We start from the raw sequence: 15,521 nt of genomic DNA on the forward strand, positions 1-15,521 counted from the left end.
GGTTTAAAGGTCCTGCAAATGGGCTTCGGCCCACTCGCGGACCTCGGCATACGGATAGTCTTCCAGCGCAGCAAAACCCGGAATACTCCGCGCCTTCAACTTGGTAAACAACGGCACGCTGATGCCGCCGAGGAACCGCGTCAGGCGTTCCGCTTCGGGCAGTTGGCCGGTGTACTGATGATGCCTGTGGATAAAATCACCGCACAGCCCCATGAAGTTTTTATCCACAAGCGGCGGCAAAGCGGGCGGCGCCGGCAAGTGCGCAACATCACCGTGGCAAACCGAGCAATGCCCGCAGCGCAGCGGCGCGTTTTCATCTCCAAAATACTGCGCCAGGCGCTGCCCCAGGCAGCGCTCGGTGGCGAACAGGTCGAGCATGGCGTGAATCCGCGCCACCTCGCCGACCTCGTGTTGCTTGAAGCCTGTGTATAACTCGGCGCTCATCGCCTGTGGATCAAAATCCGTGTCCAGCAGGCTGTAGACCTCGGTCATCTGCTTGCTTTCCAACTCGATCAGGCCCTGTTCCTGGAAATAATCCAGCGCCTTCACCACACGGTCGCGTCCGGCGTTGTGCTGTTGATACAGCGCGTCGAAATCCACCGTGGCCCAGGTCCTGGCACGCTTGCACACCTCGACAATCGCCGCGACAAACTGCTGCCGCTCACCGCTAAACCTTGCCAACAACGCGTCGGGCTCGATCAGGTACTTGAAGCGGTATTCCGCATAAAACGCGTAGCGCGGCGCAATCACGCCCTTGAGCTCCAACTGTACCAACAGGGTCTTCAGCGGCAACTCGCGGATGTTGCTGTGGTCCGACAGCGAGCGCAGCAGAAACTCCCACTGCCCATCGCCCCGCGCCGCCTGCAACTCCTCCAGCACACGGCGGATGCCGTCCTGCTCTGGCGTATCGCCATACACGAAGTTTTCCAGCACGTTGAGGCTATCGCGGTTGGCCAACACCAGGCAGTCGGACGGCTGCCCATCTCGCCCCGCGCGGCCGATTTCCTGGCTGTAGTTCTCGATGGATTTGGGCAGGTCGAAGTGCACCACATTGCGGATATCACTCTTGTCGATGCCCATGCCAAACGCGATGGTGGCGACGATGCAGTTGGAGCGCCCGCCCATGAAACGCTGCTGGATGCCCTCGCGCTTATCGTGGGGCAAACCAGCGTGATAGGCCTCGGCCTGGATGCCGTTGCGATTGAGGTGCTCGGCAATCTGCTCGGCGGTTTTTTGCAGGGTGACGTAGACGATGCTCGGCTGGTTCGCCCGCTCGCTCATCCACTGCACCAGCCGCCGGCGCTTGTCCGCCCCGCTGACCGGCTCCACCAACAGGTTGAGATTGGGCCTGTAGAAGCCCGTGGTGACCACATCGTTTGGGGCGATGGCGAACTTCGCCTGCATGTCGGCAATCACCTTGGGCGTTGCTGTAGCCGTCAACAGCAGTGCTTGTGGGATATTGAACTGCCGCTGGTAGTCCGGCAGCTTCAAATAGTCCGGACGGAAGTTGTGGCCCCATTCGGAAATACAGTGCGCCTCATCCACCACCAACAGCGAAATCTGCACGCTTTGCAGAAAGTTGCGAAAGCGCTCGTTCTTCAAGCGCTCCACGGAAATCATCAAAATTTTCAACTCACCCGAGCGCGCGCGGGCCATCACGTCATTGGCGTCTTCACGACTCTGCGCCGAGTCGATGCTGCCCGCTGAAATGCCATGGCGTTGCAGGAAACCCAACTGGTCCTGCATCAACGCCAACAACGGTGACACCACCAGCGTCAGGTGCGGCAGCAGCACGGCCGACAGCTGGTAACACAGGGACTTGCCTGAGCCGGTGGGGAAAATCGCGGCGGCGGAACGGCCGGCCAGCACGGCGCTGACCGTCTGTTCCTGGCCCAAACGAAACTGTGGGTAACCAAAGACCTGCTGGAGGGTGTCGTGCATAGGCTGTCACTCCATTGACCGCTGAGTTGGCTTGAAAACATAGCCCGGGAAGTTCAGCGGATCGAGAAAGGTCGCATGGAAAAAAGAGACAGGATGATACACAGCGCAGGGGATGGCCCAGGGCCGAAGTAGGAATTTTCCACAGATATAACAGAAAAACACAAAACCAAATGTGGGAGCGGGCTTGCCCGCGAATACGGTAGTCCAGTCGAAATATCTGTGACTGATACACCGCATTCGCGAGCAAGCCCGCTCCCACATTTTGTGTTCTGCGCTATGGCTGAATCAGCGGTTCTTCACGCGCTCAATTGCCGTGTCATACACAGGGTTGGCCTTTTGCTCTTTGGCCAACTGGTAGTGACGCAACGCATCCTGGAACTGCCCGGCCGCTTCATAGATCCGCGCAATGTTGTAGTAAGACCCGGCACGCACGGTCGCCGCATTGGCACCCGACGCCAACGCGATGGCCTTGCGGTTGGCCCAGATCGACTCGGCTGTGTTGCCGGCCTTCTGATACGCCAAGCCCAGGTTGCCGTAGGCCTTGCCGAAGCTGTTATCCAAATCGATGGCCTGGCGGAAGTAGTCAATCGCCTGATCCAGGTTACCCGCCTGGTAGGCCGCTTCACCTTTCAGGTTCAGCTTCTTCGCATCAGCCTGTACGGAAGAACTGACAACCACTTCGGTAACGGCCACGCTGTCATCCAGCAACGGTTTGACTTCGTTCAGTACGTTCGCCGCATCCACGGTGACGCCGGTGAAGCTGTTGATGTCCTGGAAGTCGCCGCTGCCAGTCATGCGGAACACGGTCCACAGGTTGCCGGTGCGGTTTTTCGGCACGTAGTAGGTGCGGACCAGGGATTGCCCCATGTACACGAACACCTTGGCTTCGCTGTCGGACAGCTGGCTCGAATTCGGGTAGGACTGGTTGGAGTAGTCATGCACGGCATACACGTAGCTTTCGCCGTAGTGTTTTTTCTGCAGGGTGATGGTTTCCGGGCCGTAGCTGTCGGTGTCATCCACGTCCAGCTCGGCATCAGTGCCCTTTTTGCTGGCGTAGTAGATGTTGTTGCCCGGGAAAATCATGTGGGAGTCGAGGTCTGACGGGTTGCGGCCCCAAGTCAGCACGACGCGCAGGCCGTCGAGGTTTTCCATCACAGGGCTGATCGCGTAGGTCATGCCCTTGCACGGGCACTTCACCACCAGGTTGGAATAGCCGGGTTTCTTGATGATCAGCAGGCTGCTGCCATCATCGGCGGCCGCGCTGGTGAGGACCACCTGGCCTTGGGCGTTGGTGCGGCCCACGACGTTTTGCGCGCCGTTGCGTTGCAGCAGCACTTCGGCGTCGGCGATTTTCTGGTCCTTGACCACTGCGCTGAGCACTTCAATCGGCAACTGTTCGGCCTGGACTGAAAACGCTACCGCACACAATGACATCGCCGAGGCGACACGAAGCAAACCCATGCTTAACTCCCTTTAAGTAGTGGGCAGAATCGCCCTACAAGATTTTGCGCTGCAACATACGCTGAATTCAGCGAGCTGGCAGTTTTTTTGTACAAAATGTGACGTGGTTTTTATCGCGCCTGCGATCGCGGTGTTTCAGCCGATAATTCCCTACCTGCCCCACCGCCATCGCGGGCAAGCCCGGCTCCCACAGTTGGCGCGTTTTTCCTGTGAAATCACTGCCAAGCTACCAATGCCGGACGGCACTGTAAGAAACCGCCAAACACCGCGCCATCCGCTTCCTAAACTGCTGAAAACACTCACGCGCCCCTCTACAAAACCCACATTCGCCTGACCGAAACTAGCGCTCTTTCCACGGCCTGGACAACACCCTGTGAACATCGAAAGGACTCAATACATCGGGCACTACGGCGTCACTTTCACGGTGATTCGCCTCAGAGTGATGCCCAGCGACCGACGAGCGCTCAACACCCTTTGCCTGCTAGACGCAAAAACTTCGGCCGTAGAAATTCGCATGCGACTGCTGAACCTTTACGAAAAAATGCTCGCCGGAGATCTACCGTGCCTCATGACCGTGGTCATTTCAAAACCCCTGACAAGAAAACAGGCCGACAGTCTGAACAACCGAAACAACCTCATCAAAGAAATCATTTCTGGTGCCGTGGCAGCCCCTGTGGGGCTCATTTCCAGCAAAGCAGAGTCGATAGTAGAAAATGCTGTCAGCGATTTGATATCTCGCAGGCTCCGCAATTTCCATAGCGCAGACATCATCATAGGCCTAGATGCTCAGGTCAGCGGGGGCATAGGCCCACAGCGTTCAAGCATCTCAATACATGTGTACTCAGATGAATCTTAGTCAGTGGGTCTACCTACAAACAGCACTGTTTTTTGCCCTCCATCTACTGCTCTATTACAAAATAACCGACTGCATCTTAAGAAAACGCTTCGCCGTCACCTTCATCGCAACGGGGTTAACCTTGTTGTTTTGGCTACCCTACGTCGCCATCATCCTGAACATCCAACTCTTACCTCTCGCCCTAATCTTGATAGGCTTGGCACTCTTCATCACCCGCAACAAATACCGCCTGCACCACAACCATCCCCCTCACCCACTCCTGCGTGCCCCCACCATGAACCTCGCCGCCGACTTCCCCGAAGACCTCGCCATGCAGCAACTCCTGCAACTGCTGCACGAAGAAATCGGCTTGCCGAAACACAAGACCCTGCGCCTGCAAACCGCGATCAACTTCGACCTCGGTTGCGACGGTGCGGAGGCCAAGCAGTTCATGGAAGCTATGGAGGAGGAATTTGCGCTCGATATGGGCGACTACGACGCGTATCGCTACTTCAACCCACCGGTGTTCGATGTCTTCCTGAAGCATCGCGCCAAGGGTCGAGGCGACAAAATCCCGCTGACCATCGGCATGCTGTACCTAGCGATCAAGACCCACAGCTGGGACACGCAAACCCTGGAAAACCTAAGCTGACCCCAACCACATATGGGGGGACAGTGATTTGTGGCGAGGGAGCTTGCTCCCGCTGGACTGCGCAGCAGTCCCATTTTTTTAAAAGACTGGGGCCGCTTTGCGGCCCAGCGGGAGCAAGCTCCCTCGCCACAGGTACAGTCTTTGCTCTTGACTGATGGGGTTAGGGCAAGCCGCGCACGAACCAGCAAGGACCTTACACGCACAAAAAAGCCGCCTCACAAGAGGCGGCTTTTTCACAACGACCGAATCTTACAACTTAGGACCCGCAGCCTTGATCGCATCGCTCACTTCAAACTTCTTGAAGTTCTCGATGAACAAGCCAGCCAGCGCCTTCGCGGCTTCATCGTAGGCAGCCTTGTCGGCCCAGGTGTTGCGTGGGTTCAACAGGCCAGTTTCAACGCCCGGTACGGCCAACGGCACGTCGAGGTTGATGGTGTCGAGGTGTTCGGTTTGTGCACCGATCAACGCGCCGCTCTGGATCGCTGCGATCACGCCGCGAGTGGTCGGGATGTTGAAGCGGTTGCCAACGCCGTAGCCGCCGCCGGTCCAGCCGGTGTTGACCAGGTAGACCTTGGAGCCGAAACCACGGATGCGCTTGATCAGCAGCTCTGCGTATTCGCCAGCCGGACGCGGGAAGAATGGTGCGCCGAAGCAGGTGGAGAAGGTCGACTTGATGCCGCCGCCGGAACCCATTTCGGTCGAGCCCACCAGTGCGGTGTAGCCGGACAGGAAGTGGTAGGCCGCTTGTTCTTCGCTGAGAATCGACACCGGCGGCAGTACGCCAGTCAGGTCGCAGGTCAGGAAGATCACCGCGTTTGGCTCGCCGCCCAGGTTCTTCTCGGAACGCTTGGCAACGTGCTCCAGCGGGTAGGCGGCGCGGCTGTTCTGGGTCAGGCTGACGTCGGTGTAGTCGGCGTGCTTGGCGTCGTTGATCACGACGTTTTCCAGCACGGCGCCGTGCTTGATGGCTTTCCAGATAACTGGCTCGTTCTTCTCGGAGAGGTCGATGCACTTGGCATAGCAACCGCCTTCGATGTTGAACACCACGCCTTCGCCCCAGCCGTGTTCGTCGTCACCGATCAGGTAACGGCTTTCGTCGGCGGACAGGGTGGTTTTACCGGTGCCCGACAGACCGAAGAACAGGGTCACGTCGCCTGCTTCGCCGATGTTGGCGGCGCAGTGCATTGGCAGTACGTCGGAAGCTGGCAGCAGGAAGTTCTGCACCGAGAACATGGCTTTCTTCATTTCACCGGCGTAACGCATGCCGGCGATCAGCACTTTCTTCTGGGCGAAGTTGAGGATCACGCAACCGTCGGAGTTGGTGCCATCACGCTCTGGCACGCACTCGAAGTTGGCCACGTTGAGCACTTGCCATTCATCACGGCCGGCCGGGTTGTACTGCGCCGGGTTGATGAACAGGCAACGACCGAACAGGTTCTGCCAGGCAGTCTGGGTGGTCATTTTCACGGCGAGGTAGTGGTCTTCGGCCGCACCTACGTGAACGTGGGAAACGAAATGCTCTTGCGCGTTGTTGAACGCCTCGACGCGAGCCCACAGGGCATCGAACTTGTCGGCCGGGAACTTGCGGTTGATCGGGCCCCAGGCGATGGCGTCCTGGGTAGTAGGCTCTTCAACGATGAAACGATCGACTGGCGAACGACCGGTACGGTGACCGGTTTCTACGACCAGCGCGCCAGTATCGGCAAGCACGCCTTCACCGCGCTGCAGGGCTTCTTTGACCAGATCGTCAACACTCAGATCGGTGTATACGGCGTTATTGGCTTGCGTCATGAGGTTCCCCGTCGGCCTATGGCCGAGTGCTCCAAACGTTTTGTAGTAGAAAGTTGCGCACTACTACCGCGAAAAAAGTGGGCCGGATTATGCCAGAAAAGCCCAAAAAGAGTAGGGCCCTCCCGTCAGAACTGCGCTAATCCGGCGTTTGTCAGGTGATTTACCTGTGCTTAAACGTTTTAGTGGCGGGTATCGGAAGGGGTGTCGATGCCTGCGCCGGCGAACAATTGCGTTACATCGGCGGCATCGAACAGGTAGCGCTCATTGCAGAACTGGCAGTCGATCTCGATATGACCACCGTGTTCCACCACCAGGTTCTGTGCATCGTCCAGGCCCAGGCTGACCAGCGCGTTGGCCGAGCGCTCGCGTGAGCAGCTGCAATTGAAGCGCAGGGACTGTGCGTCGAATAGACGCACGGCTTCTTCGTGGTAGAGGCGGTGCAGGATGGTTTCGTTGCTCAGGCCCAGCAGTTCTTCCGCCGTAAGCGTGCCGGCCAGGGCGGTGAGGCCGCGCCAGCTTTCCGCGCGATCGTCGTCGTCCTTGATGCGGTCGGCGGGCAGTTGTTGCAGCAGCAGGCCACGGGCGCGATGGCCGTCGGCGTTGAGCCAGAACTTGGTGCCCACTTGCTGGGACATCACGAAATAGTTGGTGAAGCAATCCGACAGGGTCTCGCCGTCGAGGTCGACGATGCCCTGGTAGCGCTGGCCTTCGGTCGGGTCGACGGTGAGCGCCAACACGCCGTTGGGCATCAGGTCGGACAGGGTCGCGTCCGGGGCGATCTGGTCGGCCTCGTAACGGGCCAGGCCACGGATATCGCGCTCGCTGGAGCACTCGATCATCAGCAACGGGATCGGGCCTTCGGAACGGGCCTGCAGGATCAGCAAACCGTCGAACTTCATGGTGCCCACCAGCAGCGCCGCAGCCGCCATCAACTCACCGAGCAATTGTGCGACCGGCTCAGGGTAGGCGTGCTTGGCGAGGACTTCGGCGTAGCTGCGCTCCAGCGACACCAGTTCGCCACGGGCGTCGGTCTCGTCGAAGATGAAGCGTTGGGTGAAGTCGGTATCCGGTAGATCAGTCATAGGTCTGGGTATCTGAATTGAAGAATATTGACGCGAAGATGCAGCAGTTTATGAACAAACCGAGGCAGTTCCAAGCCAAGTGACACTTTGGGCGATTGCCGGTGGCCTCAGTCGTCGTTTCCGCTACCGCGAAACTTGAACAGGTCGCGACGTTGTTTCTTGCTCGGTTTGCCATCGGTGGTCATGCCGATGGCGCCGGCTTTGCGCATCGCTGCCGCATTTTCGCGCTTGGCGATACTGGCCTCGGTTTCAGCGTACAGCGCCTGGGCTTCAGGTGCGCCACGGCGTACAGCGGAAAGCGCCTGCACTACGACAGTCTTTTCATCAAACCCTGTGCGAATCTGAAACTCATCTCCGACGCGCGGTTCCTTGCCCGGCTTGCAGCGCTCGCCGCGATGGTGCACCTTGCCGCTCTCGATGGCGGCCTTGGCCAGGGCACGGGTTTTATAAAAACGCGCCGCCCACAACCACTTGTCCAAACGGACCTTTTCTTCCTCTTCCTGCTTTTGAGCCACTTGAATTCCTCGCTCTGAAAAATGTCGCAACTTTACTGTTGAAACCCTTCGACGCATAAACCTCAAGGCTCACCTAAGATACGCCAGGCGGCTGGAGTTTTACGTGACTTTCCATTGCATCGACTGATTACCGGCACCTGAGCGATATCTGTCGCCATTTGCCGAATATTCTGCGTGAATACCGCGAATTCGGCGCCGCCCCGTCACGGATGGTCGGGGATTGTCACAATCCATGCGCAGTTGGACGTTACTGTCCTCGAAGACTTCGAAACATTTCTGAATGACCGGTTACCCATATTGAAGACATTTGACCATTTGACCGTTGTGGGTCTGCGTGAGTGGGTGGCACTTCCCGACTTGGGAGTGGCCGGCCTGCGCGCCAAGATCGACACCGGCGCCAGCACCTCAAGCCTGCACGCCACCGATATCGAGCCTTTTGAGCGCGACGGTGAGAACTGGGTGCGCTTTACCGCGCACCTGGGCAGCGTGGTGCAATTGCGTCACCGCCGCTGTGAAGCGCCCCTGGTGACGATGAAAACCATCAAGAGCTCCAACGGCCATGCGCAGGTGCGCTATGTGATCAGCACCACCCTCGCGCTGGGTGATCGGGTATGGCGGGTGGAATTCACCCTGGCCTGCCGCAAAGCCATGCGTTACCGCCTGTTGCTCGGCTCCAAGGCGCTGATTGACGGCCAGTTGGTGGTCAATCCCGGCGTCAAGTACGTACAAGACAAGCCGGTGTTCCCGGTCTCTACTATTTCTGCCCCAGGTGCTGCATGAAGATTGCTGTGCTGTCGCGAAACCCGCGTCTGTATTCCACCCGCCGCCTGGTCGAGGCCGGCACCGAACGTGGCCACGAAATGGTGGTGATCGACACGTTGCGTGCCTATATGAACATTGCCAGCCACAAGCCGCAGATCCACTACCGGGGCAAACCCCTGGAAGGCTTCGATGCGGTCATCCCGCGTATCGGTGCTTCGGTGACGTTTTATGGCTGCGCGGTGCTGCGCCAGTTTGAAATGATGGGCGTGTTCCCCCTCAACGAATCGGTGGCCATCGCCCGCTCGCGGGACAAACTGCGCTCGCTGCAACTGCTGTCACGTCGTGGCATCGGCCTGCCGGTCACCGGCTTTGCCCACTCCCCGGACGACATCCCCGACCTGATCGAGATGGTCAACGGCGCACCACTGGTGATCAAGGTGCTGGAAGGCACCCAGGGTATCGGCGTGGTGCTGTGTGAAACTGCGACGGCGGCAGAGTCGGTGATCGAGGCATTCATGGGCCTCAAGCAGAACATCATGGTGCAGGAATACATCAAGGAAGCCGGCGGTGCGGATATCCGCTGCTTCGTGGTGGGCGACAAGGTGATTGCGGCGATGAAACGCCAGGCCAAGCCGGGTGAGTTCCGCTCCAACCTGCACCGTGGCGGCAGCGCCAGCCTGATCAAGATCACCCCGGAAGAGCGCATGACTGCGCTGCGGGCGGCCAAGGTCATGGGGTTGAGCGTGGCAGGTGTGGATATCTTGCGTTCCAACCACGGGCCGCTGGTGATGGAGGTCAACTCATCGCCGGGCCTGGAAGGGATTGAAACCACCACAGGCAAGGATGTGGCGGGGATCATCATTCAGCACCTGGAGAAGAATGGCGGGCCGAATATGACGCGGACCAAGGGCAAGGGCTGATAAAACGCGGCTTTTGAAACACCACAAAACAATATGGGAGCGGGCTTGCTCGCGAAAGCGGTGGATCAGACAGCACATCAGTGACTGAAAGACCGCTTTCGCGAGCAAGCCCGCTCCCACATTTGATCTGAGTTGTTGCTTAGACCGCGTCTCTCGGCAACATCAGACCCAACGGCAACCGCACCCGCGCTTCCAACCCCCCGCCTTCACGGTTGCGCAACTCAACATTGCCGCCATGCATCGAGGCAATCCGCCGCACAATCGCCAGCCCAAGGCCAGTGCCTTTGCCGCCCCGGGCACGGTCGCCACGGGTGAATGGGTTGAAGATACCTTCCAGCTCCGCCGGGTCGATCCCGGTGCCACGGTCCATCACGCTCAGCACAACATAAGGCGCAGCACTGTCGCCGGACACGTACGCCGCCACTTCCACATCGGAACCCGCGTGGTGCAAGGCGTTGCCGATCAGGTTGTTCAACAGGCGCTTCATCGACACCCGACGCAGCGCAAACGGCTGGATCGGTTCCAGGCGCATACGCACCTGTTCGCCATTCTGGTTGTAAGGCGCTACCACCTCACGCACCAGGTCCGTCAGGTCCACTTCCTCCACCACTTCGTCACGGCCATCACGGATAAATGCCAGGAACTGATCGAGGATCGCGTCCATGTCCTCGATATCCCGCACCATGTCGTCGGTGAGGTCGTTGTGGTTGCCCATCAACTCCAGTGACAGCCGCAAACGCGTCAACGGCGTGCGCAGGTCATGGGACACCCCCGCCAGCATCAGCTCGCGTTCGCGCCCGGCCTGTTCGACGTCCTCCGCCATCTGGTTGAACGCGCCGTACACCTCGGTCATCTCACTGGGGGTGTCGCTGACCGGCAGGCGCACACTGCGCCCCTGGCCCAGTTGGCGGGCGGCAAACACCAGGCGTTTGAGCGGCTGGTTGAGCTGGCGCACAAAAATCCACGCGGACGCCGTAGAAAGCAAGCCAATGGCCAGGAACCATCCCAACACGTTCCAGATCTTCTGCCCCCGCAACGGGTGCGGGTACAGCGGCACTTTCAGCCAATCCTCGCCCAGGCTCGGCGCACGCACCCACAACGCGGGCGATACATGCATGCGCAACCGCACCTCGGTGTCTTCACCCAGTTCGGCCTGCATCTGGCGCTGGTAGATCTCGCTGTAGGGCCAATGCTGCTCGCCCTCCGGCACACCGGCGCCGGCGACGCGCACCAGGGTGGCGGCCTTGGCGATCTTCTCGCGGTTCTCAGGGTCGGCAGCCCAGTAGGCGCGCAGCGTCAGGGCGACACCGTGACTGTATTGTCGATCCACCAGCACGTCCTCGTTCATCAACAGATAAACCAGGGTGAGTGCCTTGGAAAACAGAACGACGATCAGCACCAGCCAAAGGGTGCGGGAGAAAAAGCTTTGCGGGAACCACAGCGGGGTTTTCATAGAAGACAGCTAGACACCTTGCAGGAATGAGCGGCGCTCGCAGAATTGCAGACGCCGGGCATCCCGTCGACCCTCACGGAGCCGAACCCATGGATGCCCGTTCCTGCAAATCTTCGGTCACTTGGTTGCAGTGCCGTCCGGCACAAACACGTAACCCACGCCCCACACGGTCTGGATATACCGTGGCTTGGACGGGTCCGGCTCGATCATCCGGCGCAGACGGGAGATCTGCACATCGATGGAGCGCTCCAGGGCGTCCCATTCCCGGCCACGGGCCAGGTTCATCAGCTTGTCGCGGGTCAGCGGCTGGCGTGCGTTCATGACCAGCGCCTTGAGCACGGCGAATTCGCCCGTGGTCAGCATGTGCACTTCATCGCCACGCTTGAGCTCACGGGTCGCCAGCGACAGTTCGTAGTCGCCAAACGTGACGCTTTCGTCTTCGCTGCCCGGTGCGCCTGGAACCGGCGGTGCCTGGCGACGCAATACGGCCTTGACCCGCGCCATCAGCTCGTCCGGGTTGAACGGCTTGGCCAGGTAGTCATCAGCGCCCAGTTCCAGGCCCTTGATGCGGCTCAGCTCATCGCCCTTGGCGGTCAGCATGATGATCGGGATCTGGTTGTTCGCGCTGCGCAGGCGCTTGCAGGCGGTCAGGCCGTCTTCGCCGGGCAGCATCAGGTCGAGGACGACCAGGTTGAATACTTCACGCCCCAGCAGACGGTCCATCTGCTCGGTGTTCGGCACCGCGCGGGCACGGTAGCCTTTGGAGTTGAAGAAACGCTCCAGCAGGCTGCTCAGCCCCGGATCGTCGTCAACGATGAGAATTTTTTCGCCTTCAGCAGTTTGTGCAGTGCTGCTCATTGGATGCTCCTCTTATCTCGGCGCGCATTATGGCGTAGCTGCCGTTATACGCACCGTGTGCATTGTTAGCAGATTTTTCCTCTACTGCCAGCGAACCCGCGCCCTACAACCTTTGGCACAGTCCCCCCAAGGACAGAACGCTGGTTATAATGCGGCGCCTTCGTGCAGGGCAACGTCAGATCGTTACCGTTTACTGCCGGGCTTTTTTTACCCGCTTGTCGTGATTTTTTCGATTTCGAGGGTCAATAGGCTGCCTCTTGACCCAGGCAGCGGCGCCAGTCGGGCCGCTCAACCAGCCGCGCAAGGCCTTGTTTTACGGGCCTGCGGGCTGCTTTCAGAATTTCAGGTGGTTTTATGGACAGCATCAACAGCCGCATCGCCGAGGAACTCGGTGTACGCCCGCAACAGGTCGAAGCGGCCGTCGCTCTACTGGATGAGGGCTCCACGGTGCCCTTCATCGCCCGTTACCGTAAAGAAGTGACCGGCAGCCTCGACGACATCCAACTGCGTCACCTGGAAGAGCGCCTGCGCTACCTGCGAGAACTCGACGAACGGCGCATCAGCATCCTCGCCAGCATCGAAGAACAGGGCAAGCTGACCCCGCAACTTGAGCGCGACATCAAGCTCGCCGACACCAAGACCCGCCTCGAAGACCTCTACCTGCCGTACAAACAGAAGCGCCGCACCAAGGGCCAGATCGCCCTGGAAGCCGGCCTCGGCGAGCTGGCCGACGGCCTGTTCAACGACCCATCGCTGACCCCGGACACCGAAGCCGCACGCTTCATCGACGCAGAAAAAGGCGTCGCCGACGTCAAAGCCGCCCTCGAAGGCGCCAAGTACATCCTCATGGAGCGTTTCGCCGAAGACGCCAGCCTGCTGGAAAAACTGCGCACGTACCTGAAGCAGGAATCCATCCTCAGCGCCCGCGTGATCGCCGGCAAAGAGGAAGAAGGCGCCAAGTTCCGCGATTACTTCGAACACGACGAACCGCTCAAGAGCATGCCGTCCCACCGTGCGCTGGCCATTTTCCGCGGGCGCAACGAAGGTATTCTCAGCTCCGCGCTGAAAGTCGGCGACGAGCTGCCGGGCACCATGCACCCGTGCGAAGGCATGATCGGTCAACAATTCGGCATCCAGAATCAGAATCGTCCTGCGGATAAGTGGCTCGGTGAAGTGGTGCGCTGGACCTGGAAGGTCAAGCTCTACACCCACCTCGAAACCGACCTGCTCGGCGAGCTGCGCGACGGCGCCGAAACCGAGGCGATCAACGTGTTCGCCCACAACCTGCACGACCTGCTGCTGGCCGCACCGGCCGGCCCGCGTGCGACCCTGGGTCTCGACCCGGGCCTGCGTACCGGCTGCAAGGTCGCGGTGGTCGATTCCACCGGCAAGCTGCTGGACCACGCCACCGTGTACCCGCACGTGCCGCACAACAAGTGGGACCAGACCCTGGCGATCCTCGCCGCCCTGTGCGCCAAGCACGCCGTGGACCTGATCGCCATCGGCAACGGCACCGCCAGCCGTGAAACCGACAAGCTGGCCGCCGAGCTGATCAAGAAATACCCAGCCATGAAGATGACCAAAGTCATGGTCTCCGAGGCCGGTGCTTCGGTGTACTCGGCGTCGGAACTGGCCTCCAAGGAATTCCCGGACCTCGATGTGTCGATCCGTGGCGCGGTGTCCATTGCCCGCCGCCTGCAAGACCCGTTGGCCGAATTGGTGAAGATCGACCCGAAATCCATCGGCGTCGGCCAGTACCAGCACGACGTGTCGCAGCTGAAACTGGCGCGCGGCCTGGATGCGGTCGTGGAAGACTGCGTAAACGCCGTGGGCGTGGACGTGAACACCGCTTCCGTAGCGCTGCTGGCACGGATCTCCGGCCTCAACGCCACCCTGGCGCAGAACATCGTCACCCACCGTGACGAAAACGGCGCCTTCAAAACCCGCGCCGCACTGAAAAAAGTCGCGCGCCTCGGTGAAAAAACCTTCGAACAAGCCGCAGGCTTCCTACGCGTCATGAACGGCGACAACCCGCTGGATTCGTCCGCCGTCCACCCGGAAGCCTACCCGCTGGTGCAACGCATCGCCGCCGAGACCGACCGCGACATCCGCTCGCTGATCGGCGACGCCGCGTTCCTCAAGCGCCTGGACCCGAAGAAGTACACCGATGAAACCTTCGGCGTACCAACCATCACCGACATCCTGCAAGAGCTGGAAAAACCTGGCCGCGACCCACGTCCCGAGTTCAAGACCGCCGAGTTCCAGGACGGTGTCGAAGACCTCAAGGACCTGGAGCTGGGCATGATCCTCGAAGGCGTGGTGACCAACGTGACCAACTTCGGCGCGTTTGTGGATATCGGCGTGCATCAGGACGGTTTGGTGCATATCTCTGCGCTTTCGGAGAAATTCATCAAGGACCCGCGTGAGGCGGTGAAAGCCGGTGACGTGGTCAAGGTCAAGGTCATGGAAGTCGATATCCCGCGCAAACGCGTCGGCCTGTCGATGCGCATGAGCGACACCCCTGGCGAGAAAATCGACGGTGCCCGTGGCGCCCGCCCAGGCTCGGCGCCGCGCCAGTCGCAGAACCGCCCGGAAAACGCGCCGCGCAAGGAAACCCCGACCGCCGCGCCAAGCAACAACGCCATGGCCTCGCTGTTCGCCAACGCCAAGCAGTTGAAGAAACGCTGATGGAAATCCCGGCCGGCTTGACCCAGAGCGCGTTCAGCGAACTGATCGGCTGCCGCCTGCAACGCCTTGAGGAAGGCGTTGCCGAGGTGGCCCTGACCCTGGAGCCGCACCTGCGCAACCGCGCGGGCAAGCTCCATGGCGGGGCGATTTTCAGCCTGGTGGACATTACGATGGGGCTGGCCTGTTCCAGCGTCCATGGTTTCGACCAGCAGAGCGCGACCATCGAGTGCAAAATCAACTACATCCGCGCCGTCGAAGACGGTGACGTGCTGTGCACCGGCCGGGTGATTCACGCCGGGCGACGCACCCTGGTGGTCGAGGCGGATGTGTACCAGGACGAAAAACTGGTCGCAAAAGCACAAGGCACCTTCGCTGTCCTATAGCTCCCCACCCTCGATTTGAGTTAATTTCGGCGCTGCACTAAACAGCGTCGGAATTTTCTTGCTGCGCTATAGCCCAATTCATGGAGTGAAGTCGGCTTTTTCAGAGCGGGTCAAATCGACTCTAGACCAGGCGATCACGCCAGTTTTAACTTCACCCTTGTAGACCGTCCTGCCCACCCC

13 protein-coding genes are annotated in these 15,521 nt (G+C 59.9%); 6 read left to right on the forward strand and 7 right to left on the reverse strand.

The window, feature by feature from the left end; genetic code table 11:
- Positions 1 to 3: 3 nt before the first annotated feature.
- On the reverse strand, positions 4 to 1,941 hold the full coding sequence (locus ACU688_RS23770; RefSeq protein ID WP_448186601.1) for a RecQ family ATP-dependent DNA helicase: 1,938 nt from the start codon (positions 1,939 to 1,941) through the stop codon (positions 4 to 6).
- Between the two features lie 285 nt (positions 1,942 to 2,226).
- Positions 2,227 to 3,402, reverse strand: coding sequence for a tetratricopeptide repeat protein (locus ACU688_RS23775; protein WP_124526201.1), 1,176 nt, complete (start codon positions 3,400 to 3,402; stop codon positions 2,227 to 2,229).
- A 373-nt stretch (positions 3,403 to 3,775) separates the two neighbouring features.
- Here ACU688_RS23775 and ACU688_RS23780 point away from each other — a divergent pair, with 373 nt between their 5' ends.
- Together ACU688_RS23780 and ACU688_RS23785 are read left to right on the forward strand one after the other, a co-directional pair.
- Positions 3,776 to 4,258 carry a hypothetical protein gene (locus ACU688_RS23780; RefSeq protein WP_448186602.1) on the forward strand — a complete coding sequence of 161 codons (483 nt, stop codon included), beginning with the start codon at positions 3,776 to 3,778 and terminating at the stop codon, positions 4,256 to 4,258.
- 274 nt (positions 4,259 to 4,532) lie between these two features.
- Entirely contained in the window at positions 4,533 to 4,889 is a 357-nt protein-coding gene (locus ACU688_RS23785) for a DUF1493 family protein (RefSeq protein ID WP_448186690.1), read from the forward strand.
- Positions 4,890 to 5,138: 249 nt separating this feature from the next.
- On the opposite strand, the gene ACU688_RS23790 is transcribed toward ACU688_RS23785, so the two are convergent.
- From ACU688_RS23790 to ACU688_RS23800, 3 genes are all read right to left on the reverse strand, one after another.
- Positions 5,139 to 6,680, reverse strand: coding sequence for a phosphoenolpyruvate carboxykinase (locus ACU688_RS23790; protein ID WP_448186603.1), 1,542 nt, complete (start codon positions 6,678 to 6,680; stop codon positions 5,139 to 5,141).
- A 179-nt stretch (positions 6,681 to 6,859) separates the two neighbouring features.
- Positions 6,860 to 7,762: an Hsp33 family molecular chaperone HslO gene (gene hslO, locus ACU688_RS23795; RefSeq protein ID WP_448186604.1), complete on the reverse strand. Its 903-nt coding sequence runs from the start codon at positions 7,760 to 7,762 to the stop codon at positions 6,860 to 6,862.
- A 107-nt stretch (positions 7,763 to 7,869) separates the two neighbouring features.
- Positions 7,870 to 8,277, reverse strand: coding sequence for a S4 domain-containing protein (locus ACU688_RS23800; RefSeq protein WP_207041092.1), 408 nt, complete (start codon positions 8,275 to 8,277; stop codon positions 7,870 to 7,872).
- A 297-nt stretch (positions 8,278 to 8,574) separates the two neighbouring features.
- On the opposite strand from ACU688_RS23800, the gene rimB reads away from it, so the two are divergent.
- Together rimB and rimK are read left to right on the forward strand one after the other, a co-directional pair.
- Positions 8,575 to 9,057 carry a retropepsin-like aspartic endopeptidase RimB gene (rimB, locus tag ACU688_RS23805; RefSeq protein WP_017737552.1) on the forward strand — a complete coding sequence of 161 codons (483 nt, stop codon included), beginning with the start codon at positions 8,575 to 8,577 and terminating at the stop codon, positions 9,055 to 9,057.
- Entirely contained in the window at positions 9,054 to 9,959 is a 906-nt protein-coding gene (gene rimK / locus ACU688_RS23810) for a 30S ribosomal protein S6--L-glutamate ligase (protein WP_003187674.1), read from the forward strand. The genes rimB and rimK overlap by 4 nt, the downstream gene beginning before the upstream one ends.
- A gap of 139 nt (positions 9,960 to 10,098) precedes the next feature.
- On the opposite strand, the gene ACU688_RS23815 is transcribed toward rimK, so the two are convergent.
- Both ACU688_RS23815 and ompR read right to left on the reverse strand, forming a co-directional pair.
- Positions 10,099 to 11,412, reverse strand: a complete 1,314-nt coding sequence (locus ACU688_RS23815) for an ATP-binding protein (RefSeq protein ID WP_017737551.1) — start codon at positions 11,410 to 11,412, stop codon at positions 10,099 to 10,101.
- 117 nt (positions 11,413 to 11,529) lie between these two features.
- Complete coding sequence (ompR, locus tag ACU688_RS23820; protein ID WP_017737550.1) at positions 11,530 to 12,270, reverse strand: osmolarity response regulator transcription factor OmpR; 741 nt, start codon at positions 12,268 to 12,270, stop codon at positions 11,530 to 11,532.
- Between the two features lie 354 nt (positions 12,271 to 12,624).
- Here ompR and ACU688_RS23825 point away from each other — a divergent pair, with 354 nt between their 5' ends.
- Both ACU688_RS23825 and ACU688_RS23830 read left to right on the forward strand, forming a co-directional pair.
- The gene (locus ACU688_RS23825; protein WP_448186605.1) at positions 12,625 to 14,958 is read left to right on the forward strand and encodes a Tex family protein; all 2,334 of its coding nucleotides are present in this window, start codon (positions 12,625 to 12,627) and stop codon (positions 14,956 to 14,958) included.
- On the forward strand, positions 14,958 to 15,341 hold the full coding sequence (locus tag ACU688_RS23830) for a PaaI family thioesterase (protein WP_305432181.1): 384 nt from the start codon (positions 14,958 to 14,960) through the stop codon (positions 15,339 to 15,341). Before ACU688_RS23825 ends, ACU688_RS23830 begins: the two co-directional genes overlap by 1 nt.
- Positions 15,342 to 15,521 lie beyond the last annotated feature (180 nt).

The organism is Pseudomonas acericola (SeqCode), assembly GCF_053456465.1.

Excerpts from the sequence above, each read along its gene's own strand:
- ACU688_RS23770 (WP_448186601.1), bottom strand. The coding sequence starts at position 1,941 with ATGCACGACACCCTCCAGCAGGTCTTTGGTTACCCACAGTTTCGTTTG.
- ACU688_RS23775 (WP_124526201.1), bottom strand. The coding sequence starts at position 3,402 with ATGGGTTTGCTTCGTGTCGCCTCGGCGATGTCATTGTGTGCGGTAGCG.
- ACU688_RS23785 (WP_448186690.1), top strand. The coding sequence starts at position 4,533 with ATGAACCTCGCCGCCGACTTCCCCGAAGACCTCGCCATGCAGCAACTC.
- ACU688_RS23790 (WP_448186603.1), bottom strand. The coding sequence starts at position 6,680 with ATGACGCAAGCCAATAACGCCGTATACACCGATCTGAGTGTTGACGAT.
- hslO (WP_448186604.1), bottom strand. The coding sequence starts at position 7,762 with ATGACTGATCTACCGGATACCGACTTCACCCAACGCTTCATCTTCGAC.
- rimK (WP_003187674.1), top strand. The coding sequence starts at position 9,054 with ATGAAGATTGCTGTGCTGTCGCGAAACCCGCGTCTGTATTCCACCCGC.
- ACU688_RS23815 (WP_017737551.1), bottom strand. The coding sequence starts at position 11,412 with ATGAAAACCCCGCTGTGGTTCCCGCAAAGCTTTTTCTCCCGCACCCTT.
- ompR (WP_017737550.1), bottom strand. The coding sequence starts at position 12,270 with ATGAGCAGCACTGCACAAACTGCTGAAGGCGAAAAAATTCTCATCGTT.
- ACU688_RS23825 (WP_448186605.1), top strand. The coding sequence starts at position 12,625 with ATGGACAGCATCAACAGCCGCATCGCCGAGGAACTCGGTGTACGCCCG.
- ACU688_RS23830 (WP_305432181.1), top strand. The coding sequence starts at position 14,958 with ATGGAAATCCCGGCCGGCTTGACCCAGAGCGCGTTCAGCGAACTGATC.